Source organism: Streptomyces sp. NPDC034099, assembly GCF_055575415.1.
This window is the reverse complement of sequence record NZ_JBVISR010000014.1, coordinates 30,856-54,605: the sequence shown is the minus strand read 5'-3', so window position 1 is coordinate 54,605 and position 23,750 is coordinate 30,856. Positions and strand designations below refer to the sequence as shown.

General features: G+C 69.0%; 20 protein-coding genes and 2 pseudogenes. 10 read left to right on the top strand and 12 right to left on the bottom strand.

Annotated features, from left to right (window positions below; genetic code table 11):
• The first annotated feature begins 7 nt into the window (after positions 1-7).
• Positions 8-880, top strand: a complete 873-nt coding sequence (locus ACZ56V_RS31995) for a TauD/TfdA dioxygenase family protein (RefSeq protein WP_104630518.1) — start codon at positions 8-10, stop codon at positions 878-880.
• 105 nt (positions 881-985) lie between these two features.
• Here the strand turns inward: ACZ56V_RS31995 and ACZ56V_RS31990 are convergent, their stop codons facing one another.
• Positions 986-2,194: a glycosyltransferase gene (locus ACZ56V_RS31990; protein ID WP_398909340.1), complete on the bottom strand. Its 1,209-nt coding sequence runs from the start codon at positions 2,192-2,194 to the stop codon at positions 986-988.
• A gap of 122 nt (positions 2,195-2,316) precedes the next feature.
• Between ACZ56V_RS31990 and ACZ56V_RS31985 the strand changes: the two genes are divergently transcribed.
• Entirely contained in the window at positions 2,317-2,979 is a 663-nt protein-coding gene (locus ACZ56V_RS31985; protein ID WP_468947137.1) for a glycosyltransferase family protein, read from the top strand.
• 446 nt (positions 2,980-3,425) lie between these two features.
• Here ACZ56V_RS31985 and ACZ56V_RS31980 read toward each other — a convergent pair whose 3' ends face one another.
• From ACZ56V_RS31980 to ACZ56V_RS31970, 3 genes are all read right to left on the bottom strand, one after another.
• A complete protein-coding gene (locus ACZ56V_RS31980) occupies positions 3,426-3,836 on the bottom strand; it encodes an Ig-like domain-containing protein (protein WP_468947136.1) in 411 nt (136 codons plus the stop codon).
• 312 nt (positions 3,837-4,148) lie between these two features.
• Positions 4,149-5,165, bottom strand: coding sequence for an IPT/TIG domain-containing protein (locus ACZ56V_RS31975; protein ID WP_468947134.1), 1,017 nt, complete (start codon positions 5,163-5,165; stop codon positions 4,149-4,151).
• A gap of 172 nt (positions 5,166-5,337) precedes the next feature.
• A complete protein-coding gene (locus ACZ56V_RS31970; protein ID WP_467383670.1) occupies positions 5,338-6,084 on the bottom strand; it encodes an IPT/TIG domain-containing protein in 747 nt (248 codons plus the stop codon).
• A 1,608-nt stretch (positions 6,085-7,692) separates the two neighbouring features.
• Here ACZ56V_RS31970 and ACZ56V_RS31965 point away from each other — a divergent pair.
• Complete coding sequence (locus tag ACZ56V_RS31965; protein WP_467383824.1) at positions 7,693-8,652, top strand: glycoside hydrolase family 43 protein; 960 nt, start codon at positions 7,693-7,695, stop codon at positions 8,650-8,652.
• A 234-nt stretch (positions 8,653-8,886) separates the two neighbouring features.
• Here the strand turns inward: ACZ56V_RS31965 and ACZ56V_RS31960 are convergent.
• A pseudogene (locus ACZ56V_RS31960) lies at positions 8,887-9,601 on the bottom strand (IS5 family transposase); the annotation flags it as partial.
• A gap of 356 nt (positions 9,602-9,957) precedes the next feature.
• On the opposite strand from ACZ56V_RS31960, the gene ACZ56V_RS31955 reads away from it, so the two are divergent.
• Complete coding sequence (locus ACZ56V_RS31955) at positions 9,958-10,398, top strand: MarR family winged helix-turn-helix transcriptional regulator (RefSeq protein WP_468947132.1); 441 nt, start codon at positions 9,958-9,960, stop codon at positions 10,396-10,398.
• An 83-nt stretch (positions 10,399-10,481) separates the two neighbouring features.
• Positions 10,482-11,567 carry an FAD-dependent oxidoreductase gene (locus ACZ56V_RS31950; protein ID WP_467383666.1) on the top strand — a complete coding sequence of 362 codons (1,086 nt, stop codon included), beginning with the start codon at positions 10,482-10,484 and terminating at the stop codon, positions 11,565-11,567.
• Positions 11,568-11,594: 27 nt separating this feature from the next.
• Here ACZ56V_RS31950 and ACZ56V_RS31945 read toward each other — a convergent pair.
• The 4 genes and pseudogenes from ACZ56V_RS31945 to ACZ56V_RS31930 all read right to left on the bottom strand — a co-directional run bounded on the left by ACZ56V_RS31945 (position 11,595) and on the right by ACZ56V_RS31930 (position 16,042).
• Positions 11,595-12,319 (bottom strand): annotated as a pseudogene (locus ACZ56V_RS31945) (IS5 family transposase).
• 169 nt (positions 12,320-12,488) lie between these two features.
• Complete coding sequence (locus tag ACZ56V_RS31940; RefSeq protein ID WP_468947254.1) at positions 12,489-13,859, bottom strand: FAD-binding oxidoreductase; 1,371 nt, start codon at positions 13,857-13,859, stop codon at positions 12,489-12,491.
• A 105-nt stretch (positions 13,860-13,964) separates the two neighbouring features.
• Positions 13,965-14,819 carry an alpha/beta hydrolase gene (locus tag ACZ56V_RS31935; protein WP_467383664.1) on the bottom strand — a complete coding sequence of 285 codons (855 nt, stop codon included), beginning with the start codon at positions 14,817-14,819 and terminating at the stop codon, positions 13,965-13,967.
• On the bottom strand, positions 14,816-16,042 hold the full coding sequence (locus ACZ56V_RS31930) for a metal-dependent hydrolase family protein (protein WP_468947129.1): 1,227 nt from the start codon (positions 16,040-16,042) through the stop codon (positions 14,816-14,818). Before ACZ56V_RS31930 ends, ACZ56V_RS31935 begins: the two co-directional genes overlap by 4 nt.
• Before the next feature lie 51 nt (positions 16,043-16,093).
• On the opposite strand from ACZ56V_RS31930, the gene ACZ56V_RS31925 reads away from it, so the two are divergent.
• Positions 16,094-16,690, top strand: coding sequence for a TetR/AcrR family transcriptional regulator (locus tag ACZ56V_RS31925; RefSeq protein ID WP_398909356.1), 597 nt, complete (start codon positions 16,094-16,096; stop codon positions 16,688-16,690).
• A gap of 180 nt (positions 16,691-16,870) precedes the next feature.
• The gene (locus tag ACZ56V_RS31920; RefSeq protein ID WP_467383662.1) at positions 16,871-18,193 is read left to right on the top strand and encodes an NAD(P)/FAD-dependent oxidoreductase; all 1,323 of its coding nucleotides are present in this window, start codon (positions 16,871-16,873) and stop codon (positions 18,191-18,193) included.
• 474 nt (positions 18,194-18,667) lie between these two features.
• Here the strand turns inward: ACZ56V_RS31920 and ACZ56V_RS31915 are convergent, their stop codons facing one another.
• Both ACZ56V_RS31915 and ACZ56V_RS31910 read right to left on the bottom strand, forming a co-directional pair.
• A complete protein-coding gene (locus ACZ56V_RS31915; RefSeq protein WP_468947128.1) occupies positions 18,668-18,937 on the bottom strand; it encodes a hypothetical protein in 270 nt (89 codons plus the stop codon).
• Between the two features lie 8 nt (positions 18,938-18,945).
• Positions 18,946-19,197 (bottom strand): hypothetical protein, encoded by a 252-nt coding sequence (locus ACZ56V_RS31910; protein WP_468947126.1) that lies wholly within the window; start codon positions 19,195-19,197, stop codon positions 18,946-18,948.
• 161 nt (positions 19,198-19,358) lie between these two features.
• On the opposite strand from ACZ56V_RS31910, the gene ACZ56V_RS31905 reads away from it, so the two are divergent.
• On the top strand, positions 19,359-20,354 hold the full coding sequence (locus ACZ56V_RS31905; protein WP_468947124.1) for an NAD(P)H-binding protein: 996 nt from the start codon (positions 19,359-19,361) through the stop codon (positions 20,352-20,354).
• A 639-nt stretch (positions 20,355-20,993) separates the two neighbouring features.
• Here the strand turns inward: ACZ56V_RS31905 and ACZ56V_RS31900 are convergent.
• Positions 20,994-21,956: an AraC family transcriptional regulator gene (locus tag ACZ56V_RS31900; RefSeq protein WP_468947122.1), complete on the bottom strand. Its 963-nt coding sequence runs from the start codon at positions 21,954-21,956 to the stop codon at positions 20,994-20,996.
• 90 nt (positions 21,957-22,046) lie between these two features.
• Between ACZ56V_RS31900 and ACZ56V_RS31895 the strand changes: the two genes are divergently transcribed.
• Both ACZ56V_RS31895 and ACZ56V_RS31890 read left to right on the top strand, forming a co-directional pair.
• On the top strand, positions 22,047-22,883 hold the full coding sequence (locus ACZ56V_RS31895) for an NAD(P)H-binding protein (protein WP_468947121.1): 837 nt from the start codon (positions 22,047-22,049) through the stop codon (positions 22,881-22,883).
• A 165-nt stretch (positions 22,884-23,048) separates the two neighbouring features.
• Entirely contained in the window at positions 23,049-23,717 is a 669-nt protein-coding gene (locus tag ACZ56V_RS31890; RefSeq protein ID WP_468947119.1) for an NAD(P)H-dependent oxidoreductase, read from the top strand.
• Positions 23,718-23,750 lie beyond the last annotated feature (33 nt).

The window sequence follows — 23,750 nt, the reverse complement described above, 5'->3', positions numbered from 1 at the left end:
AGAAGCCATGGAGTCGTACGAACGCGAAGCACTGGAAGCGGTGACCACACGTCCCACGAGGTCCTACCGCACGCTCACGGCCGAGCGCATCACCCCCGTGCTGGGCGCGGAGATCTCCGGCGTCGATCTGTCGCAGGAACTCCCGGTGGACCAGCTGGACGAGATCCGCACCGCGTTCCTCGACCACCACGTTCTCGTCTTCCGCGATCAGACGATCACCACCGAGGACCACAAGCGTTTCGCGGCCGCCTTCGGCGAACTGCGTCCCGTCAATCCGCCACCGCCCGAGGGCGACCCCTGCGTCCTGGAGATCCGCACCACGTCAGCCGCGGCGGACGTGGCGGGCAACGGCTGGCACGCCGACGGCACCGCCGACGCCGAACCGTCGCTGGGATCAATGCTGTACATCACCGAGATCCCCGAGCCGGGCTGCGGCGGCGACACACTCTTCGCGAACATGCACCTCGCCTACGACATGCTCTCGCCGGCCATGCGCTCCCTGTTGGACCCGCTCACCGCCGTCCACGACGGCGCCCAGGCCCTGGGCGGTTACACCCCGCCGCCGGACTACGTCATCCCCAAGAGCGAACACCCGCTGGTCGCCCGGCACCCCGAGACCGACCGCAAGCTGCTCTACGTCAACAAGGCCTACACCAGCCGCGTGCCCCAGCTCTCGGCCCGGGAGAGCCGGACCCTGCTCGACATGCTCTTCGACGCCGTCGCCGCCACTCCCGTCCTGCACTGCCGCGTCCGCTGGACGCCGGGCACCCTGGTCTTCTGGGACAACCGCTGCGTCCAGCACCACGCGACGTACGACTACTACCCCTACGCCCGCTACGGGCGGCGGGTCGCCATCAACGGCGGCCCGGTCAAGGGCTGACGCCCCCGACGGCCACCCGGACCGACCCCGATGAGCACCGCCGGCGCCGCGTTCCCGCCCGCACCGCCCACGCGTCGCCGCGGGACCGGTGCGGGCCGGTGCGGCTCACCGCCGTACGTCGTCGAGGAGCAGACGCGCGGCCACCTCCGCTCCGTCGGTGCGGACCAGGCCGCCCACGGCCCGCGCCCGGGACCGGGTCCGCGGTGCCAGGGCCGTCCCGACCGCGGCGTCGAGGGACTCGGTGGTCACCGCAGTGCCGTCGAGTGCCGTGCCGATGCCCAGGTCCGCGACCCGGCCGGCCCAGTACGGGTTGTCCGAGAGCGGACTGGCCACCACCACCTGGGGAACGGCCGCCCGGGCCGCCGTCGTCGTGGTTCCCGCGCCGCCGTGGTGCACCACCGCGGCCACTTTCCGGAACAGCGCCTGCTGGTTGACCTCGCCGACGGCGAAACAGTCGCTCCGGTCGTCGAGCAGGTCCAGCTCCGCCCAGCCCCGGGCGACGAGTACGCGACGGCCCTGTGCGCGGACCGCCTCGATCGCCCTGCGCGCGATGTCCCGCACCGGACGTACGCTGCCGAAACCCACGTAGACCGGCGGCTCGCCCGCGTCGATGAACGTTTCCAGATCGGCCGGCAACGGGCGCTCGTCCGGCAGCGTCCACGTGCCCGTCTGGGTCACGTCCAGGCCCGGAGCCGGCCGCCACGGTCCCAGGACCGGGTCCGCCGCGAGCCACGGACGGTCGGTGACGACGTGGTCGCGGACGTTGTCCACCGGCGGCAGGCCGAGCGAGGCCCGGTGGCTGTTGAGTGCCCTGCCGAACTGCCCGTTCACATGCTGGGCGTCCCACTCCCACAGGACCCGGTTGTCGCCCGTCTCCGCCTCCGGCCAGCCCGGACGGGGCGGTGGTGCGTGATGCGGCGACGGCAGCTGCACCGCCGCGTAACTCACGTACACGTAAGGGATGCCCGCGGCCTCCGCGACCGACCGCGCTGCGATCTGGGCCAGGCCGGCCGCCACCCACACGTCACACCCGTCCGCGGCGCCGGGGAAGACGTCGAACTCCCGGTCGACCAGCTCGTCCCGGTACCGGGACAGGTCCGCCGCCGACGGAAGCTCCGTCCCGCGCATCAGCTCCCGCACCGGTGGGCCGACCGGTACCAGGTCTATGCCGAGGCCGGCCAGCCGTTTGGCGAACTCCTCGTCCGGTGGGGCGCACACGCGGACCTCCGCGCCGAGCGCCCGTAGCCGCACCGCGAGTGCCACCAGCGGTTCGACATCGCCCCGCGTTCCGTATGTGGACAACAGCGCCCGCATGGTTCGTCCTTCCGGTCCGGTGGATAGGCAAGTGAATGCTGTCGGAATTCAAACCGTCAACACAACCTGAAAGCAGCCAGATGCATAATTCCTCCGCTTCCCTTCCCGACGTTTCGGTTGTATTGCCCTGTGCCGGGTTCGCCACCCGCTTCGGTGCCCCGTACGCGAAGGAACTCCACTGTCTGGCGCCCGGGGTGACCGTCCTGGACCGCAGTCTCGAACCCGTCGTCGAGTTGGCCAAGAATGGCCTCAACGTACGCGTGGTCGTCGTGTTCGGAAAGCACAAGCTGGACACGGTCGGCTATCTCGCGCGCTATGCCGGGATATTCCACCTGGTCTTCGTCTACCAGGACGAGTCGTACGAACCGAGTCTCGACGGCGCGATCCGCTCCGCGCTGCCGATGACACTGGGGCCGGTGGCCCTCGTCCTGCCCGACATCGTCGTCGACGGCCCCAGCGCTCCGGGCAGCCTCGTCGCCGCGCTGGACCGGACCGCGGTGACGGGTTGGAGCGTCGTCGCCACCGAGACACGGGAGCGGGAGACGCTGCGGCAGATGGGCGCGCTGGCCCTGACCCGCGAGGGCGGACTGCTGTCGGTCGAGGCGGCTGTGGACAAGCCCGCCGATCCCGCGCGCTACAACGCGTTCTGGGGGATGGTGGCGGCCTCCGAAGAAGAAGCGCACCGGCTGCCCGACCTGTTCAGCGAGAGCGCCGACAGCCCGCTGGTCGGTGCGGTCGCCCTCCTGGCGGAGAGGATCGTCAACTACAACACCGCTGCGGGCTGACCGTGGGAAGGTTCCCGAGGTCCGCGGCGAGGCACACGCGGTACCCGGCACGGGCTCGGGCGAGCGGCACAACTCGCCTTACCCATGGGGTCGTTGAAAGTGACCGCAGGCCTTCGTGCAGTTCGTGGCCGAGACCCATCGCTTCGCTCACACGACGGCAGAACGCGGCGTCGTCCGGGCCGGTCAAGTCGGGTGCACGGTCGGTGCGTACGCAGGCTGCGTGATGTCGCCGTGGGCGGGTTCGGTGCCGTGATCGAGTCATGTGTTCGCCGCCTCGGCCACGTTCGTGGCTCGGATGACCAGCCGCCTGCCGTGAACGGTCAGCCGGGCATTGCGGTGGGACACGAAGACCTCCGTGCGGTGCAGTCCTGGACAGCTCCACCACACCGGAGGTCTTCGCCGTGTTCAAGCCCGGTCGGCGTTGACAACGCTCGTGATCAATACACCTAGCGCTGATGCCGCTTGCTGTGGGACTTGCTCTTGTGTGTGTAATTGTTGATGGTGTTGGTGATGTCGCCGACGTTGAAGTTGATCAGTCCGCCGCAGGCGAGGAGGCAGAGGCCGGGGTCTGGGTCGGGGGGTGTCGGCGTTGCGGTGACCTGCACCGTCGTGGTGCTGTTGGAGGCGTCGCAGTCGGCGTTGCCGTTGTAGGCGGCGGTGATGGTGTGGGTGCCGGTGGAGGCGAAGGTGGCGGTGTAGGTGGCCTGGCCGTTGGCATTGACGGGCACTGTGTCGAGCAGGTCACTGCCGTCGAAGAAGGTGACGCCGAGGCCGCCGGTAGGGTCGGAAGGGCAGTCGACTGTGGCGGCCAGTTGCACGGGGGCGTTCACCTCGGTTGACTGAGGGATGGCTGTCACCGTGGTGCTCGAGGGTACGGCCCAGGCGGGTGAGGCGAGCCCCAGTGTGGCGGCCAGGGCTGCGGCGACGACCAGTCGTGCTCTGCATGGCGTGAAGTGCACCGGTTCGGTTCCTTGCTTCGGTTTCTGGTCCGCAGAGTGCGGGTGTCGTGAACCCTCACGTTATGGCGGTCGCCTCTGCCTTCCTGGGACGCGGCGCTGATAGGTAGCCCGGTTGGATTAGCTGCCTGCGCTGCTCGCCGGACGGCCGAGTGAGGGAATCGAATGGATGCGCGCGCAGGATGTGAGGCGGCCTTCCCGCCGGTCGCTGCGTCAGATGCCGGGCGTGGCGGTTCGTGTGTAGGACAGACCAGGGCTGGTACCGCCTGCGGTGGTGACCGATACCGTGACCGGGCCTGGGGCGCCTGCGGGTGCGACCGCGGTGACCTGCGTGTCAGACACTGTGGTGAATGACGCGGCCGTGCTCCCGAAGGTGACAGCCGACGTGGTGGCCAGGTTCGCGCCGGTGAGGGTGACCACGGTGCCCGCTGACGCCGGACCGGTGCTGGGGACCAGTGCCGACAGCATGGGCGGGGCGACATAGGCGAAGGCGACGGGGTTGCTCGTGCCGCCCGGCGTGACCACGGTGATGGGCGCGCTGCCCGTCCCCGCAGGAGCCGAGGCCGTGATCTGTGTTGTTGACACCACGGTGAAGGAGGCGGCGTTGGTGGAGGCGAAGAGCACGGCGCCGGCGTTGAGCAGGTTGCTTCCGTTGAGCATGACCACAGTGCCGCCGGCGGTCGGGCCCTGGGCGGGGCTGCCGCTGTTGAGGACGGGCGGCGCGGCGTAGAAGAAGAACGCGTCCGGGGCGCTCGTACCTCCCGGAGTCGTTACGGTCACGGCAGCGGCCCCGGCGGTGCCCGCGGGGGTGACGGCGGTGATCTGGGTGGCTGAGTTCACCAGGAACGACGTGGCCGGGACGCCGGCGAAGGTAACCGCCGTGGCCCCGGTGAGCCCGGTTCCCGTAAGGATGACAGTGGTGCCGCCGGCCGTTGGGCCGCTGGCAGGCGTCACCCCCGTGATCTGGGGGACCTGCGCCACGACGTAGGTGAACGTCACCGAGTTGCTGTTCCCTGTCGGATGGATGAGCGTCACTGCCGCTGCACCTGCGGCGCGGGGAGGGCTCACAGCCGTGATCTGGGTGGTCGAATTGACGGTGAAGGAGGTGGCGTTGGTACTGCCGAAGCGTACGGCGGTGGTTCCCGTCATCGCCGTGCCGGTGAGGGTGACGACGGTGCCCCCGGTAGTGGGCCCCTGCGTGGGGTTGATGGTATTGATCGTGGGCGGCATGAAGGTCGCTCCAATGGCAGCCTGGGCGAAGCCCGGGCCGACGAGGGCGCCGGCCCGGGCTGGGAGTCACCGCACGGGAGAAGCCGGAGGCTGTCCACCCGGCGCGGGCTACCCGGTCGAACGGTGGGCAGGACTGCCGCCCGGTGCGAGCCGGGCGGCAGCAGGGCGCGGGTCAGATGCCGGGGCCGGCGACGTAGGTGAAGGCGTCGGCGGCTGTGTCGGATCCGGCCGCGTTGGTCACCACCACGTCGACTGCGCCGGCGGCGCCGGGCGGGGTCACTGCCGAGACCGTGGTGGCGTTCACCACGGAGAACGGTGCCGGGGTGCCGTCGAAGGTGACCGATTCGGTGGTGTCGAGGTTGGTGCCGGTGATGGTGACACCGGTGCCGCCCGACGTCGGTCCGGAGGCGGGTGCGACGGTGGTCACGGTGGGGACGTCCACGTAGGTGTACGACAGGCCGTTGTTCGTCCCGCCTGCGGTCGTCACACTCACCCCCACGGGGCCTGCCGCCGCGCCTGCCGGGGCGGCGACGGTGAGCTGGGTGTCGGAGACGACCGTGGGCGTGGCGGTGTTGGCGCCGAAGGACACACTCGTGGCCGTCGCCAGCCCGACACCGTTGAGGGTGACCGTGTTGCCGCCCGCCAGCGGACCGGAAGCCGGGCCGACCGACGACTTGAACGGGGCTCCGACGTAGAAGAACGGGACGGGGTTGCTGATTCCGCCCGGGGTCGTCACGGTGACTCCGACGGTGCCGGTGCCCGACGGGGACACGGCCGTGACCTGGGTCGGAGAGACGTTGGTGATACTGCTGGCCGGCCTGGTGCCGAAGGTGACAGCGGTCGTGCCGGACAGGTTCGTACCTGTGACCGTCACCAACGTACCGCCGCCGGTGGATCCCTGGTTCGGAGAGATGGGCATGGAGAGACTCCTCGCTGACAGGAACAGACAGGGCGCAGCGAAACCATGAGCTTTGGGAGCCGACCTTCGCGGAGGAGTTGCACGCAAGAGCAGACGACTGAAGAGTGCCGCCGTGCCGAGGGGCTTCCCTCGACGCCGCACAGGAGAAGAACCGGCACATGCCGCCCTTATCGTGATCCCCGGTCATGGGATGGGCGGCCCACCGGTTCGCTGCTTCAAGTACCCCACAGGTCCTTCACTTTGACAAGACGTCAATCACATCATTCAGACGGCGGGGAGCGCACGAGCAGACCTGTGAACCACCGGCGTGCGCCTTGGGTTCTCCCTTTGTGCCGACAAAGGCCAGCCGACACCGCACGCGGTGCCGGCTGGCCATCCAACCCCTCCGGGGTGCCCATCGCGGTCCCGGCGGAGCCGCACACCTCCCCACGTGTGAAGGGTGACAACTCACACCGTTGCCACGCTCCCCGAACGGAACGGGCTGCCCTGGTTGGATATGCCCAGTAACGCAGGATTGAGGCATATGCCTCAAGCCCTAGAGTCCAGTGTCACCTGATTGGAGTAGTGCAGATCCTTGTTCCGCGGGTTCGTTCCAATCCGTCCGGAGGCAGGGCCAGTTGGGGTGCCGGACGGGTGAAGCCCTTGGTGGATGGGTTTCGGCCGCGGCATCCGTCTCCATCAGAGCTCACTTCCGCGCCACCTGGGACGGAACGGGGAGCGTGGAGGGCGCCTCAAGGGCGCTTGGATTCTCACGGGCCAAGGGAGACGACCTCATCCGCAGCGGGCAGTCTCCGTGCCGTGCGCTGCGCATCGGCCGTCAGACACGTGTCGTCACGGCGTCCCTACTCCGCATCCGCGAAAGCGGAGACCCGGAGTATGACGATGCCCGCGCCGGATTCCACCCGACGTCCTGAAGTGCTTGCTGACCAGGGCGGCAGGGAGTGGGAGCGGCGTGGGAGCGATCGGGAGCCGGGCGCCATGGGGATTGTCTTCTCGGCTACGGTTGCTGGCCGCCGCAGGACCACGCACAACTCGGCCGATTGGAGAAGTGCTGCCTGCCCGGTCTTGTCGGCGGTGAAGGGCGGTACGGCGTGAATCCGGCGGACGAGGCGCTGGTGGCCATCCGGAGCAAACACAGAGCCGTCAGGCACCACTACACGGCGCCGACCGCTGCGGCCAGTCCGCCCGGTTTCGAGACAGAGGAGCCGTCCAGGTCACCGCCGGCGCGGCTTCGTTCGTTCCGGAGTGGTGCAAGGACCGGGGGACTGTCCGAACGGCGGCCTGTCCGTGCGAGTGGAGGTGATCGGCACTGCACCTGTTAATGCGTATCAACGTCGCCCTTCCTCTTGACAGGGCTACCCGCCGACGCAACCGTTGAGAGCGCTCTCACTCACGTCACGTACACGAGGGGAACTGATGCGCTCTTCCCGTTGGCTCGCCGGTGCCGTTCCGCTGGGGCTCGTCGGCCTCCTCGCACTCGGGCAGGCCGCGATCGCTGCCCAGCCGGACGAGCGGCCCACCGACCGGCGCGCCCAGGAGACGGACAGAGGCGCGACGCATCGGGCGGTGACCGTGTCGGATCAGCCCTCAACGCTGGGGCGCTCCCTGGTGGGCGGGGCGGACCCGACCGTGATCAAGGTGGGCGACCTGTATGTCTCGGCCAAGGCCGTGGACGGCGGGATTGCGGTGCGCACGGCCGCCACCCCGGAGGCCGTGGCCACCGCGCCGAAGCACCAGGTGTGGCGGGACAGTGCGGGTCTGGGCGAGGTGTGGGCGCCGGAGATCGTGCACCACGACGGCCAGTACCGGATCTACTTCGCCGCCGGCCGAGGCGCGGCCCACCGGATGTACCACATAGGCTCAGCCAACCCGACGTCCGGTTACTCCGCGGCCGTCAAGGTTTCCCTGCCCGGCGACAAGTGGGCCATCGACGGGGCGCCCTTCACCTACAACGGGCAGCGCTGGTTCGTGTGGTCGGGCTGGTCCGGCGACACCAACGTCGAACAGAACCTCTACATCGCCCGGATGAGCAGCCCCACGGCGGCCACCGGCGGCCGGTACGTCATCTCGCAGCCGCGCGAGCCCTGGGAGCGGGTCGTGGGCAACCCGTACATCAACGAGGCTCCCCAGCCCGTCGTCGACCCCTCCGGGCGGCTGCACGTTGTCTACTCCGCGAACGGCAGCTGGAGTGACAAGTACTGCATCGCCGACTTGCGGCTGCGGGCGGGCGGCGACCCCACGTACGTCTGGGACTGGTACAAGAGCAACGGCTGCCTCTTCGGCTCGCACGCGCCGTCGATGATGTCCGGCTGGACTCCGACCGTGAACGTCAATGGACCCGGCCACCACTCGTTCATCCTGCCCCGGGGCGACGTCAACGCCGCTCCGCCCTCCGGAAACCGCTTCCCCACCCTGTACCACGCGGTCGCCAAGGGCACCCCGTACTCGTGGTCCAACCGCTACTGGTACTCCGGTACGGCGGTCTGGTGGAGCAACACCACCTACCGGCGCGCCAACGTTCCCGGGAGCACGACCGATGCGGGCTACAGCCTGAAGTTCTTCGAGTAGGCACAAGGCGATTCGGCTGTATGAAGCGGTCCTCGACGTTCCCGGTGACATGGCGTTGACGAACGTGGGCGGTTCGGGCGAGGCGCTCTACGCGACGCCTTTGCACACCTCCGTGGTCCCCGACCGGCCATCGCCGCGTTGCCCGTCGACTGCCTGGCCACTCCCGCAACCGGTGCCTGCACGCCGGCACCCCGGCTGGGGCTTCACCACCGCAGTCTGAACACCCGTCGGCCCTCACCGATTTGCCGATCGGAGGGCCTCCGAGTGCGCCATGGGGGTGACAGGGTGACGTTCTTGGAGTCGCTTGTAGCAGCAGATGGCTGCGGCCAGTCCGAGAGAGGCCGGTAGTTGCGGGGGTTTCGCTCGTAGCGGGGGCTGAGGCACCGGTAGCCGGACAGCCACGACATCGTGTGCTTGATCACCCACCTGCGCCGCCCTAATCGTTTGCTGGACACGACGCCCTTGTGTGCGATGCGCACGCCGATGCGTTTCCATCGGCGCCACCTGCGCAGGCCGGGACGATCGTAGGCTTTGTCCGCATGCAGGCGCTGGGGCTTGAAGTAGCGGCCGTCGTAGGGGTCCTGTCTCGTTTGGTGACCCCTCGATCATGGGTTTCAGCCCTTCGCTGTCGTGGGTGTTGCCGGCAGACACACCGACGAGGAGGGGCGGTCCGTTCGTCCGACACGGCGTGCATCTTGGATGCCCGGCCTGCCCCGGTCCACGCGGCTCGAACCTGCGTGTTCGCCCCCTTTTTAGCCCTGACATGGGCGGTGTCGAGGAGGACTCGGCTGACCTCGACCAGGCCTGCGTCGTCGAGCTCGTGCAGCACAGCCCCGTGCAAACGGCCCCGGACACCGGCTCCCGACCAGATCAGGAACCGGCGATGGGCCGTCGACTTCGAAATACCGAAGCACAGTGGCAGAGCCCGCCAGGCGCAGCCGCTGACCAGGGTTCGCGATCTCCTACAAGCCGCCGGACTGTGGCCTCCCGATTCTGGTCTTGGGTCAGCTCGGCGGCCATATGGGCGTGGGTGACACGTTCCGGCCTTGTCAGCGGTGGGTGTTCCGCGTCATCGGCGCGGGGCGGTCGCTACAGCTGTAGCGGCGGCGGACACGTTATGGGCAAGACCACCCCGAGCCGACCCTGGTCAGCCGGGATGACGAACCCGTGCATCCGTTTGATCGCCGGAGCGACCGCGGACAGAGCCTACGCGCGCAGGCCCGGCGCACCAGCGGTGTGCCCCATGCAGTGAGGCAAAGGCCCCAAGACTTGATAGTTAACCTGGCAACAGTTAGCGTGTTAACTATGAGTGGATCGAGCCGAGAGAGCACGTTGGAGCTGATGCGGTGGGTCGTGTGGGGGCAGCGACGCATAGCTGAAGACTGGATACGGGAACGCGGCCTCACGCACGAGCAGAGTGCGGTGCTGGCGTACCTGTCGAAGAACCCGGACGCCATTCAGCGTGACGTCGCGCGGGCCATGCGCACCAGTGCGCCCAGCGTCTCGCGACTCCTGGCCGGACTCGAGCGGCGCGGACTCGTGGAGCGCCAGACGCAGGAGAGTGACACGCGCAGCCGCCGGGTGTACGTCACTGCAGCGGGCTCCGAGCTGATCCAGGGGTTCGAAGAGGCCATGGACCGCGTCGAGAAGTCGATCCTCGCGCCGCTGGGCACCGCTGGGCAGGCCCGGCTCCATGAATTGCTCGAACAGCTCGCGTCCCGCATCGAGCCACCCAGCTCCCCCTGAACCGGCTCTACCGCTCCGTACAACGGCCGGGAGCCTCGCGGGCAGGACCGCCGGTTCCTCCAGCAGCAGTAAGGAACACAGGCATGACCCAGATCACGATCATCGGTGCCGGTCTTGCGGGACTGACACTGGCACGAACCCTGGCGGTTCACGGAATCCCGTCCACGGTGTACGAAGCGGAGGCGTCTGCCCGGGCCCGGGGCCAAGGCGGGATGCTCGACATCCACGACTACAACGGACAGCACGGCATCCGCGCCGCCGGCCTGATGAACGGCTTCCGGTCCCTCGTCCTCGAAGGCCGCCAGGCGTCCCGCGACGTGGCACCTGACGGCACCATCCTGGCGGACCGACCCGATGACCCCGCCGGCGGTCGCCCCGAGGTGCAGCGCGGCGAGCTTCGGCAGTTGCTGCTGGAATCCCTGCCCCCCGGCACGGTCGTCTGGGGCCACAGGACTCGGAGCGTGCGGACCCTCGCCGACGGTCGTCACGAAGTGACTTTCGGCAACGGATCGACGATCGCCACCGACATCCTCGTCGGTGCCGACGGCGCCTGGTCGAAGGTCCGGCCGCTGCTGTCCGATGCCACGCCCGCCTATGCCGGACGCTCGATGATCGAGACGTACCTGTATGAGAGCGACACCCGGCACCCCGCCACCCTGGCACTGGTCGGCGGCGGGTCGATGACCGCCTATGACGAAACCACCCGCATCGGTCTCGGCGTGCAGCGCGAGCGCGCGGACACCCTGCACTCCTACGCCATGTTCGACCAGCCGCTCAACTGGTTCGACGGCATCGACTTCACTGACGGCCCTGCGGCCGCCCGTACGGTCGCGGCGATGTTCGAGGGGTGGGCGCCGGCTCTCGTCGCCCTGGTCGCGGACAGCGACATCCCGCCGATCTTCCGCCCCTTGTACGGGCTACCGATCGGACACCGCTGGGAACATGTACCAGGCGTCACGCTCATCGGAGACGCCGCCCACCTGGCACCGCCGGACGGCGAAGGAGCCAACTGGGCACTCTTCGACGCAGGTCAGCTCGGCAACGCCATCGCCCAACAGCGCGAGAACGTCGACGCGGCCATCCGTGCCTACGAAGCCGCGCTCTTCCCGCGGAACATCGACACGGCGACCGCCGCCGCGGGCTACTACCCCGAATTCAAACCGTGCTGACCCACAACTACGGGACAAGCCTGAGAATCACGGCGAGCGTTGGACGTGGCGGTGGGTGATCAGGCAGACGGCGAGGCCGAGGAAGGCTTCGCTTATGTCGTCGTGTCGTTCCCAGCGGATGCGTAAACGTCGGAAGCCGTGGAGCCAGGCGATCGTGCGCTCGACGACGTAGCGGAAGACGCCCAGGCCGGTGCCGTGAGGCTCGCCCCGCTTCGCGATCACGGGGCGGATGCCCCGCTGCCAGAGCAGGCGACGGCGCTTGTCGTGGTCGCAGCCACGGTCGGCCAGCAGCGCGTCGGGGCGTCGGCAAGGTCTGCCGGCCCGGACCACGACGGCGGGGATCTCGTCGAGCAGCGGCTCGAGTTGGGTGAAGTCGCCCGCGGTATCCGCCGGTCAGCGACACTGCGAGCGGGATGCCCTGTCCGTCGACGATGAGGTGGTGCTTGCTGCCCGGCCGTGCAAGGTCGACCGGGCGGGGCCCGCTTTTGGGCCCCGCCGGGCCGCGCGGACGTGCGAGGAGTCGATCACCGCCCGCTCCCAGTCCAGCTCGTTCTTCGACCGCAGCTCGTTCAGAAGCAGCTGATGGAACCGGTCCCAGACGCCGGCCTCGTTCCAGGCCGCAGGATGCCACCAGCGACCGGGCGCGGCATCAACGGCTCGATCAGCGACCACAGTTCGTCCGACACGATCCACGGCCGCGACTGACGGTTCCCCGTAGCCAGACCTACGAGACAGCAGGCCGAGAGTCTCATGATCAGCAGCTTTGTTGGAGCCAACGAACCATCCGGGAACGCAGAGTGACCACCGGCGGCCAGATCGCTCCCCGCCAAGTGGCCGCCGCTGGGGGAGTCCCACTGACCGCCGACACAGACTGGCCGCATGCGATGGCCCTGAAGCAGGAGCCCGTACTTGGCCAACGGATCATGCGGGGCCGAAGACTTTGCCGGGGTTGAGAATCCCGGCCGGGTCGAGAGCGTGCTTCACCGCGCGATGCATCCGCAGGACGGCTGGGCCGAGTTCCCGGGTGAGACCTGGCCGCTTGAGCAGTCCCACACCGTGCTCACCCGTCACCGTGCCACCCAATTCAAGGGCGTCGGCGATGATGTCGTCGAACGCGGCACGGGCCCGGATTTGAGCCGCCGTGTCACCATGTTCCGTCACAAGCAGCGGATGCAAGTTGCCGTCGCCGACGTGCGCGATGTTGGCGATGGTGATCCGGTGTCTCTCCGCGGTCCGGTCGATGCGGGCCAGCATCTCCGCCACCGCCCCGATGGGCACACAGACGTCCTCCGTGAGGACCGGCCCCAGCCGCTCGAGCGCGGGGAAGGCCAGCCGGCGGGCCGAGAAGAGCATTTCGGCCTCTTCCTCTGTCTCCGACCGGTCCGCCCAAGTCGAGCCGGCGGCGCGGAAGCAGTCGACCATCCGGCGGGCGCCCTCCTCGGCGGCGCGGCCGTCATCGTCGAAACGGGCCAGGAGGACCACGTCCGCCTCGGCGGAGAGTCCCATGTTCTTCCAGGCGTCGACCGCGCGCAGACAGTGCCGGTCGACGAGTTCCAGCGCGGCCGGCCGCAGCCCTGCGGCAGCCGCCGCCCGCACCGCGTCACCGGCTTGCCCGACGCTGTCGAAGTAGCCGACGGCGGTCACGCCGACCGGAGGCAGGCGTCGCAGCCGGACGGTGATCTCGGTGATGACACCAAGAGTGCCCTCGGCACCCACCATGAGGCTCACGAGGTCGTAGCCGGCAACCCCCTTCGACGTACGACGCCCGAGCCGGACCACCTCGCCCGTGCCGGTCACGACCTCCAAAGCGAGAACATAGTCGCCGGTGACGCCGTACTTGACGCAGCAGACTCCGCCGGCGTTCGTCGCGACGTTCCCTCCGATGGTCGACCAGGGCGAACTGGCAGGGTCGGGCGGATACCACAGGCCGAGCGCCGCTACATGGGCGCGGAGGTCGTCGTTGACCACACCGGGCTGTACGACGGCGAGGCGCTCCAGCTCGTCGACCTCCAGCACCCGATCCATGCCGTCCAGCGCGAGGATCACGCTTCCTTCGACGGCATTGGCGCCGCCCGACAATCCAGTGCCGGCGCCGCGGACAACCAACGGAACTCCGTGCTCCAGGCACGCACGCACCACACTCTGGACCTCGTCGGTGCTCTTGGCGCGCACGACCGCCACCGCTCGGCCCGCAGGCGCCCACACCGCCTGGTCGTGCGAGAGGCCGGCGACGATGTCCGGATCAGTCACCACCCGGCCGGCGGGCAGCCGTCGCCTGAGTGCTTCAGCGATACCCACGGCGGGGGGCGTCGTGCTGACGCTGCCACGCTCGGCCACGCGCACACCTCCAGAGAAGTCGACTTACATGGGACGAAGGGGGAGCTGCGGCGTCCGGGCTCACTGGGCGCGGCAGGTCCTGAGGTAGCTGAGGAACGATGCCTGCAGCCCGGTCACATGCGTCTCGTGCATGAGTGCGCTGGTGACAGATCCGCCGCGTGACGTGAGGCGGTGAAGGAACGTGGCCGCGTTCTTCGCGAGATTCTGGTAGACCGCCAGGTCTCCGAGTATCTCCTGCTCGTTGAAGGTCACGTGCAGCTTGGTGTCGGGCAGGGGGTCGCCCATGGCTTCAAGTCGAGCGAAGACCTGACTGTCCGCATTGACTATGCCGGGGCTGCCCGCGCCGATGCTCTCGAAGAAGGTGCTCTTGGTGAGCCAGGCATAGAGGCTGAAGAGTCCGCCGTAGGAGTAGCCGAAGAGGCCGTGACCGCTCGGGGCTGTGCCGTGGTCGCGTTCGATGCGCGGGTGCAGGTCGTCGGTAAGGAAGTCCAGGAACACGTCCCCGCGGCTGTCGCTCAATCCAGCAAGGTAGGCATCGGCTTGCTCGCGAGTCGTCACACCCCTTTCGACCCCCATTTCCACCGCATCGATGTACTCCTTCGCGATGGGTTCGCCGGGCGGCACGAGGTCGCGGTTGCGCAACCGCTCCCAGTGCTCGGCCTCCTCGCCCGCGTAGCCCACGCTGACTTGGACGTAGGGCTGAATCGCCTGCATGGGGTCCAGTTGCGTGACGATGAGTGGGGCGGTCAAACCCACGGCCCAGTTGCCGTCGAGCACGTACACGACAGGCGCTGGGGCCGTGGCAGGGTCGTAGTGCGGTGGCGTGGTGACCCAGACGCCGTAGTCGTGCCCGCCGCTGGAGCGCATCTCGAAGTATTCGGTGTGGGGGAGGCAGCCCTGCCACATGGTGCTCATCTCAGGTCCTTTACGATTTTGCCGGCCTGGACGACGAGGACGGCGTTGGTGGGGTCGGAGAACAGTTCCGGGTCTTCGAGCGGGTTGCCGTTCCACAGAACGAGGTCTGCCTGCGCGCCGGGAGCGATGACGCCCACCTGGCCGGACAGGCCGAGGATCTCCGCGTTGGTCCGGGTCGCCGCCACGAGCGCTTCCATCGGCGTCTCGAGGGCTGCGCGCAGGCTGAGTTCTGTGCCGCGACGGTCCTGGGCCGGGCCGATGAGATCGGACCCCAGCCCGATCCGTACTCCCGCGTGCTTGGCGACAGCGAGCGCATGCGCCATCTGCTCGCGGACCCCCTTGGCCCGGTCGCGGACCGACTCGGCGAGGCCGGCTCCGGCGGTGTCGTGCAGCACTTGCTCGACGACGGCGAACGTGGGCACAAGGGCAACCTCGCGATCGGCCATCAGAGCCGCTGTGGATTCGTCGAGGCTGGTGCCGTGCTCGACACAGCGCACCCCGGCCTCGACCGCATTGCGTATGCCCTCGTTGTTGTGAGCGTGGACGGTCACATAGGTGTTCCGCGCCGCAGCTTCCTGAACTGCGACAGCGATCTCTTCGACGGTGAACTGGGTGTCGCTCAGTCGATCATGTCCGCCCACCACTCCGCCGGTGACGCAGAGCTTCAGGAAGGAGGCTCCGCGACGGAAGGCTTCGCGGACGTTGTGCCGCAGCTCGTCCGCGTTGCCCGCCATCATCGACAGGGCACACAGGCCCGGGATGTGGTGTCTGCTCCACAGCTCGGTGGGTTCCCATGCGGCGCCGTAGTAGCCGTGCCCACCGATCTGGCACTGAACAGGTCCGCACGACAGGACGCGCGGCCCTCTGACCTTGCCCTTCGCGATCGCCGTGACGACACCGCCGTCGATCCCGCCGGTGTCGCGAACGGTGGTGAAGCCGGCGTCGAGCGTCGCACCGGCTGTGGCGAAGATGTCGGCCGCGATCTCGGCGGCGCTGATCTGAAACGAGAAGTGCGGCTGGATCGGGCTCGACAGGCCCAGGTGGACGTGAGCGTCGATCAGGCCGGGCGTCATCGTCAATCCCCCGGCATCGAGACGCTCGGCGTGCGCGCTGGAGCCGCCGAGTCGGGTGATGCGGCCGTTCTCGATCGTGAGATCGAGGCTGCTGGGGTCGTGCCCTGATCCGTCGATGACCGTCGCGCCGACCACATGAACAGGTCCCATCGTCGATCCTCCGCCGTTGCATCCGTCTTTTCCAATGGATAAACTGCGGGAGTGATCCTGTCAACCTCGCAACGCAACGGCAGCGCGCGCGAGCGACTCCTGGTACGGCTTCTCGACGCCTTCGGTGAGGCCCTTCCCCCGCCGGAGATGTCGCTCCGTGAGATCGCCGCCCGTATCGAGACCAGCCACGCCCTGTTGCGCTACCACTTCGGGTCGCTCCCGGGCGTCCTGGCCGCCATGCTCACGGCCCAGCGATCCCGTGACAACGAGGCACTTCTGGAGGCCGCCCAGCAGGGCACCTTCGACGATTTCGTGGGGGCGATCTGGCGTGCTTACACCCGGCCGGAGCAGCTGTCGCGCGTCCGCGGCTTCTTCTACGTCGCCGGACTGGCCGCGTACGGCCCCGAGGACTTCCGTGAGTTCGTGGAGTCGATCGACGACCTGACCGTGATGCTGTCCTCACTCGCGGAACGCGAAGGGCTCGAGGCGAAGGCCGCCCGGGAGGCGGCCACCGTCACCATTGCCGCGATTCGCGGCCTCCTCCTGCAGGAACTCCTCGCTCCCGGAACCCGCTCGGAGGACGCGGTCACCTTGATCTTGCGCATGCGCGAGGGCCGGCCCGCCCGACGATCACGTCCGGAACGCTGAGTGGCCCTCGGCCTCGCAGCTGAGCATCGGCGCACATGCGCGACAACGGTGGGGTACGGCGACGGAGCGTGACGACAACAATCGCCGGAACATGGCCTCTTACCCACGTGCGGTGCGGACAGCGGCGGAGTGGCGACGCGCCGCGCCGCCACAGGAACCATCTGGTCCGACGATTAGAAGGTGAGTTGGAACGTGACTGAGAGCACAGACGTGGTCGTCGTCGGAGCCGGGGTCATCGGATCCTCCATCGCTCTCGAACTGGCGCGGAGCGGCCTGCGGGTGGTCGTCGTCGACAAGTTCGGCGGCGCAGGCAACGGCTCCACCAGCGCCTCGAGCGCCGTGGTCCGCTTCACCTATCCCACGATCGCGGGCGTCAGTGCTGCGTGGGAGTCCCTTCACTGCTGGGAAGCATGGCGCGACCACCTCCAAGCACCCGCCGGTGAACCCCTCGCAGCGTTCAACCGCTGCGGCGTCACCATGCTGGACGTGGACTTCGCACCCCGCAGCCTGTTCACGCGCCACTTCGACCAGGTCGGTGTCCCGTACGAGGAATGGGATGCGCAGGAGCTGTCCGAGCGCATGCCCGCCGTGGACACCGGCCGGTATTTCCCGCCCCGCCCGGTGGATGACGACGAGTTCTTCGCCGACGCATCCGCTCGACTCGGTGCTCTTCACACACCCGACGGAGGCTTTGTCGACGACCCGCAACTCGCCGCGCGCAACCTTGCTGCCGCCGCCGAGCGGCACGGAGCCACCTTCCGCTGGAAGACCGAGGTCACCGCGGTGATGCGGAGCAGGGGACGCGTGCGCGGTGTGCGTCTCAAGGAGGGAACCGAACTGTCCGCCGCGGTGGTCGTCAACTCGGCCGGCCCATGGTCGGGACAGCTGAACCGGCTCGCCGGCGTAGGCGGCGACTTCACGGTCGGTCTGCGGCCCCTTCGCCAGGAGGTGCACCATACAGCGGTCCCCGCCGGCTACCACGACGCTCACGGCGACCGTCAGGCTCCGGTGCTGGCCGATATGGACCTCGGCACCTATATACGGCCCGAGGGAAGGGAGTTCCTGCTCGTCGGCGGCACGGAACCCGAGTGCGACCCGCTGGAATGGCTCGATGATCCGGACGACGGAAGCCCCCTTCCGACCGTGTCGCAGTTCAGGACGCAGGTGACGAGGGCGGCTCGCCGGCTGCCCGGTCTGCGTGTTCCCAACAAGCCCAAAGGGGTGGCAGGCGTGTACGACGTGACCGACGACTGGACCCCCGTTTACGACCGAACCGAACTTGCCGGCTTCTACGTGGCCATCGGCACCAGCGGCAATCAGTTCAAGAACGCCCCTCTGGTAGGCCGCCTCATGACCACCCTGATCCAAGGTGTCGAGGGCGGGCACGACCACGACCGCAGTGCGCTCACCCACACCTGCGAACACACCGGCCAGACCATCGACCTCGGTGCTTTCTCACGCCGACGTCGGCCAGTCGCCTCCACGGGCACAGTCCTTGGCTGACGCCGGGCCGCGACCAGCCGGGCCGACATGCGCCTCGACGGCTGGCGCTACGAAAACCAGCCTGAGCACTTCCTGACACACCTGGTCAACGGGGGACCGCCAAGCCCCCGCTGCACCGTCTGCGGCGCCCACCTCGCCTACCACGACGCTCCCTAGAAGTCGGCTGCTTGGGAGAGCCGTCGGTAGCAGATGAGAGTGCAGGCGATGCTGGTGAAGGCCGGGAAGTGGCTCGCCTTGTGTTCGTAGCGGCGATGGAGGCGTCGGTATCCGACACGCCAGGCCATCGTGCGTTCGATGGTCCAGCGGTGCCGTCGGCCCGGCCGCGGACCGGGACCTTGGCCAGGACCGGGACGAAGTGGGGGCTGTGGGCGGCCTGCCCCGGGGTGAGGGTGAAGGCCAGTGGGCGGCCGCTTGACGCCTATCCGCGTGGGATGCCTTGTCGCCAGCCGCGTGAGTGGTCCAGGGCGGCTGCTTTCAGCCGTGCCCGGCGTCGTCGGTACAGGCGTCGGCGCTCGTCCCGGCGGGTGGCTTCGGCCGCATCGCCAGGCACTGCGGCACCTTGATCCTTTTGTTCCTTGCCGCGGACGCGGCCCCCCTTTCCTCCGCCAGTGCCTTCTCCAGCGCTGACAGCGTCTTGGCGTCCACGCTCACGCCGGCCGCGTCGTGATGCGCTCTCGCTGTGGTGGAGTCCACGCTGACCAGGGAAAGGTCCACCTGGTCCCGTCGTGCGGCCTCAGCGATCACCGCCTCCCTCAGTGGCGCGCCGCGTGCGGTATTGAGCTGCGTGGGGAGAGTGGAGGGCTGGTGTCCGAGAGCTGCTTCGGCCTGGGGGAGCTGGGCGAGCCGACCTCCACGAGCCGCAACCACGCCTGGTAGAGCGTGGCGTGCCCGGCGACCGCCGACCAGTGGCGGCCGTCGGTGAAGACGATGGGCAGCACGAGGATGACCGCCACCGAGACGATCATGGTGGCCGAGGTGTGCCTGATAACGGAGCCGATGGCCATGCCGGCGAACGCGCACACGGGCGCAAGAAGGGCGGACGCCACTACGACGCGCAGGGCGCCCGGGTAGCTGATCGAGATGCCTGCGTCCCGGCCGCCCCCGGTCTCACGGCAACGAGCGCAAGCTCAAGCGCTGGGTGCGGGCCCCTGCCACCATCCTCGACGTGTACCTGCCTACTACGCACCAGCTCGTTAGCCTGGACGCCGAAAAGCCTTTGACGGATTGGCGGTTGTCGGCCGATGGTGTGCAGGTTGCTTCGGTCACGAGCCAGTCCTGCGGTGCCATCGGCTCTCGCACGGCGAAGGAGTTCCGCATGCTTGCTGTGTCTGCCGCTTCAGGGACCTTTGGCAGACTCGTCGTGGATCATCTGCTGGCCCGGTGCCCTGCCCAAGACGTGGTGGTTGCGGTGCGTGCTCCCGAGCGTGTCGCGGATCTCGCCGCCCGAGGAGTCCAGGTGCGCCGTGGCGACTACGACGCCCCGGACACATTGCGCACGGCGTTCAAGGACGCGGACCGGCTCCTACTGATCTCGTCCCCGGAATTGGATCCCGTTCGCCGTATCCGTCAGCACCGCAGCGCCATCGAGGCGGCCCGCGACGCCGGTGTCGGCGCCGTCGTCTACACGAGTTTTCTGGATGCCGATGTCCAGGCCGAGGGCGTCACCGAGGCACACCACGCCACCGAGCGCGCGCTGCGGGCCGGCGGCCTGCCCCATACGCTGGTGCGTCACCCCTTCTACAGTGAAGCTTTCCTCAACCCCGGTCTGCACGCCGCCATCCTTTCGGGCGTCCTGGACGACGCGACCGGCGGCCGCGGAATCAACACCGCTTTCCGATCCGACCTCGCCGAAGCCGCCGCACGCGTCCTGACCGAGGCCGACCACCTGGGCCGCGCCTACGACTTCACCGGCACCTTGTGGAGCTATCCCCAGCTCGCCCAGGTCCTCGCCCGCATGTGCGGTACGACCGTCGTCCACCGCGTGCGGGACAGTGCCAGTCCCGGTGCCCAGGGCTGGCTAGAGGAGCAAGTCCGAGGAGGGGCCCTGGAGCGGCAGACCGACGACCTGCGTCGCGTCCTCGGGCGTCCGCCCACGACACTGGACGAGGCTGTCACCAAGATCCTCGCCCGTCCCGCGCCTGGGAGCGACGTTGCCAAGTAGTCCCAACACATCAGCACCAGGATCAGGACCCGTGCCGACTCTGATGTGACGGAGGCAAAGCTGCGGCGCAGATCCTGGGTGGCCGAGCGTACGCCAAACCTGCCGACAGGGCGGCACAGACGGCAGTGCCGGATGATCTTGTGCTTGATGGCCTGTGGGCTCATGTGGCCCCGTTGTTCCCGCCTCGCTCACCGTGGCATCGACGGTATCCAGGCCGCCTGCCAACGAATGATCGTTCGGGGGCCTGCGACTGCCTCTCTCCGCGCCGTGCGCGGACCGGGTCACCGTCGCCCGGAGGGACAGGTCCAGGCGGCTGTTCCCGCCGGGTTCGAACCGGCCGTACGGGTGCACGTGGGTCCGGAACAAGCGGGGACAGAGCAACCCGGCCCGCTTCGGTGGGTCGCTGCTCCCCGGTCAGGATGTTCTCCCCTGCTCAGGGGATGTGCTGGGAGGAGCAAGGTGGGGATGCCGGCGCGCCTCGGAGCAGGTTCGAGGTGACGACCCCGCACGCCTCCTGGGGCCCTTGGGGGAGCCGGTCAGGCCGTGTCCTTTCCGGTCGCCGCTTTCCCTGTCCCACTGGCCAGCGGAGTCCTGCTGGCCAGGGTGAGGTTTTGAAGGCGGGGAGGAGCCTGGGGGCTTTCACGGGGCCGTGTAGGCCGGCTGCGGAAGCGGGGTCGTGGCGGTGCGCCGATACGTGCTGGGGCTGATGCCGCGGGTTCGTTTGAACGCCGCGCTGAACGCGAACGGGTCGGAGTAGCCCACTGTGCGGGCGATCGCCGCGACAGTCATTGTTTCGCGCTCGGTCAGCAGGTCCGCCGCGAGCGTCATGCGCCAGTGGGTGAGGTAGGTCAGCGGCGGTTCGCCGACCAGTTCGGTGAACCGCTTCGCCAGCGTGGCCCGCGATACCCCGGTCCGGTCGGCCAGTGAGGCAACTGTCCAAGGCGCTGCCGGTTCCCCGTGCAGCAGGCGCAGCGCGCCGCCCACCACCGGGTCGCGCCCGGCGGAGTACCAGCCCGGCGCAGTGCCGTCGGGCCGGTCGAAGTACTCGCGCAGCGCGCACACCAGCATCCAGTCCAGCAGCCGGTCGAGGACGACCTGCTGGCCCGGCGTGTCGGCGGCGACCTCGGCGGCGAGGTGGTCCCACACGGGGTCGGGCCCGCCGCCGGAGCCCACCCGCAGGACGACGGGCAGCGCGTCCAGCAGCCTGCGACTGATCTCGCCACGCACCGGATAGGCGCCGACGACCAGGGTCGTCGTGTCCTCCCCGCCGGTAGCGGCATCGTGCCAGCCGAGCCGGTGCCGGGTCCCGCCCTGCTCTGGCGTCGAGCAGAACGCGCCACACGCGACGGGTTCGGCCCGGGTGCCCACCTCGTCGACGAAGAGGAACGGTGCGGGGCCCCGCACGATCACCGTCTCACCGACGCCCAGACGCTCGGGAGGGCGGTGCTCCGGCACGATCCAGCCGCCTCCGCGGAGGACGGTGCACAAGGTCAGCGGCGCGCCGTCCACGAAGTGCAGCGACCAAGGCGGGGTCAGGGTCGAACTGCCGAACAACGAGCCCTGGGCCCGCACTCCGCGCAGTAGGTCACCGAAAGCATCCACCCGCAAAGACTAAACGATCCAGACGATCACACAGGTGATCTGGCTCATCACCCATGGATCCGTCCGGGCGCATGCCGTTGACTCACTGACATGAGCGACGACACCACTCTTGTCCTTGGCGCGACGGGCAACACCGGGCGACGGGTGGCCGCCCGGTTGCGGCTGCGCCACGCGCCCGTACGCACCGCCTCCCGTTCCAGCCCGACCCCGTTCGACTGGTTCCGCCCCGCCGACTGGGGCCAGGTCCTGCGGGACGTCACCACCGCCTACGTCGTGCCCCCGTCCGTGCCCGGTCCGGTGCACGACTTCGTGGCACGGGCCGAGGCCGCCGGTGTGCGGCGCCTGGTCCTGCTCTCCGGTCGCGGCGCCGACGACTGGGGCGACTCCGCGTTCGGTCTGGACATGCGCTCGGCCGAGGACGCCGTCCGCGGCTCGACGCTGGAGTGGACCATCCTGCGCGCCTCGAACTTCGCCCAGAACTTCGACGGCCACCCCTTCCGCGCCCCGCTGGCCGCCGGCGAGCTGGCTCTTCCGGCAGGCGCGGTCCCCGAGCCGTTCATCGACCTTGAGGATGTCGCCGACGTCGCGGCCACGGTGCTGTCCGAGCCCGGCCGGCACGCTGGCCGGGCCTACGAGCTGACCGGGCCACACGCGCTGACCTGGGGGGAGGCAGTCGAGCTGATCTCCCGGGCATCCGGGCTGCCCATCGCCTACCGGCGCGTCTCCCCGGCCGAGTACACCGCGATGCTGGTCCAGGAGGGCTGGAGCGAGGAAGAGGCCCAGCACCTTACCGAGATGTTCGTGCTGCTTGAACGCGGAACCGCCGCCCGGACGACGGATGACGTCGCCACCGTGCTGGGGCGCGCGCCGCGGACCTTCGAGGACTTCGTCCTGCGGGCCACGGCAGCGAAAGCCTGGCAGCGCTGAGTCCCGTCGGCCCGGCCTGGCGTACTGCCCCCGGCCTCGGGGCCCCGGCGTCGCGTACTGGGCCGCGGCCTGGTGTTCGGGGCTCCCGGAGGCGGAGCACCGCACGCCCTCCCGCGCATCCGCACCACACGCTGCCGTCCGTTCTTCACATGACTGGAGCCATCGATGCATACCCTGCTCGTCGCTGCCAACCCCGACTCCCGGTCCCTGACGCACTACGTGCTGGGAAGACTTGAGGCAGCGCTTCAACCCGGTTCGGTCGAGATCGCCGACCTGGCCGCGGAGGGATTCGACCCCCGGTTCACTCCGGCCGATCGTCGGGCGTACCACGGCGGCGGCGACTACCCGGCTGACGTCGTGGCCGAGCACCGTCGTCTTGAGCGCGCCACCGATCTCGTGCTGGTCTTCCCCGTGTACTGGTGGTCGATGCCCGCCCTGCTGAAGGGGTGGATCGACCGTGTCTTCGTCAACGGCTGGGCCTTCGAACACTCCCCCGCTTCGGGTCTGCAACCGAAACTGCAGGCCCTCACCACCCATCTTCTCTTCCTCGCCGGCGCCGACTCCGGTGCGTACGAACGCCACGGATACGAGAAGGCACTGCGCACGCAGATCGAGCACGGCATCGTCGACTACTGCGGCAGCCGACGCGGCTCCACAGCATTCCTCTACGAATCCGAACAGCTCGCCCCGGAGACCACGGTGCGAGACGTTGACCGTGCAGTGCGGACCATCACCGAAGCCATCCGTGCCCGCGGGACAGCAGGAACTGCCGGCCCTGCTCCGGACGGCGTCCCGCCAGCGGGAAGCCGAACAGGACGACTCGCGGACCGGTGACCCCATCTCCGCGCCCTTCGCGCAGCGGGGGCC

Excerpts from the sequence above, each read along its gene's own strand:
- ACZ56V_RS31995 (WP_104630518.1), top strand. The coding sequence starts at position 8 with ATGGAGTCGTACGAACGCGAAGCACTGGAAGCGGTGACCACACGTCCC.
- ACZ56V_RS31990 (WP_398909340.1), bottom strand. The coding sequence starts at position 2,194 with ATGCGGGCGCTGTTGTCCACATACGGAACGCGGGGCGATGTCGAACCG.
- ACZ56V_RS31975 (WP_468947134.1), bottom strand. The coding sequence starts at position 5,165 with ATGCCGCCCACGATCAATACCATCAACCCCACGCAGGGGCCCACTACC.
- ACZ56V_RS31970 (WP_467383670.1), bottom strand. The coding sequence starts at position 6,084 with ATGCCCATCTCTCCGAACCAGGGATCCACCGGCGGCGGTACGTTGGTG.
- ACZ56V_RS31955 (WP_468947132.1), top strand. The coding sequence starts at position 9,958 with ATGAGTGGATCGAGCCGAGAGAGCACGTTGGAGCTGATGCGGTGGGTC.
- ACZ56V_RS31950 (WP_467383666.1), top strand. The coding sequence starts at position 10,482 with ATGACCCAGATCACGATCATCGGTGCCGGTCTTGCGGGACTGACACTG.
- ACZ56V_RS31935 (WP_467383664.1), bottom strand. The coding sequence starts at position 14,819 with ATGAGCACCATGTGGCAGGGCTGCCTCCCCCACACCGAATACTTCGAG.
- ACZ56V_RS31930 (WP_468947129.1), bottom strand. The coding sequence starts at position 16,042 with ATGGGACCTGTTCATGTGGTCGGCGCGACGGTCATCGACGGATCAGGG.
- ACZ56V_RS31910 (WP_468947126.1), bottom strand. The coding sequence starts at position 19,197 with ATGGCCATCGGCTCCGTTATCAGGCACACCTCGGCCACCATGATCGTC.
- ACZ56V_RS31895 (WP_468947121.1), top strand. The coding sequence starts at position 22,047 with ATGAGCGACGACACCACTCTTGTCCTTGGCGCGACGGGCAACACCGGG.
- ACZ56V_RS31890 (WP_468947119.1), top strand. The coding sequence starts at position 23,049 with ATGCATACCCTGCTCGTCGCTGCCAACCCCGACTCCCGGTCCCTGACG.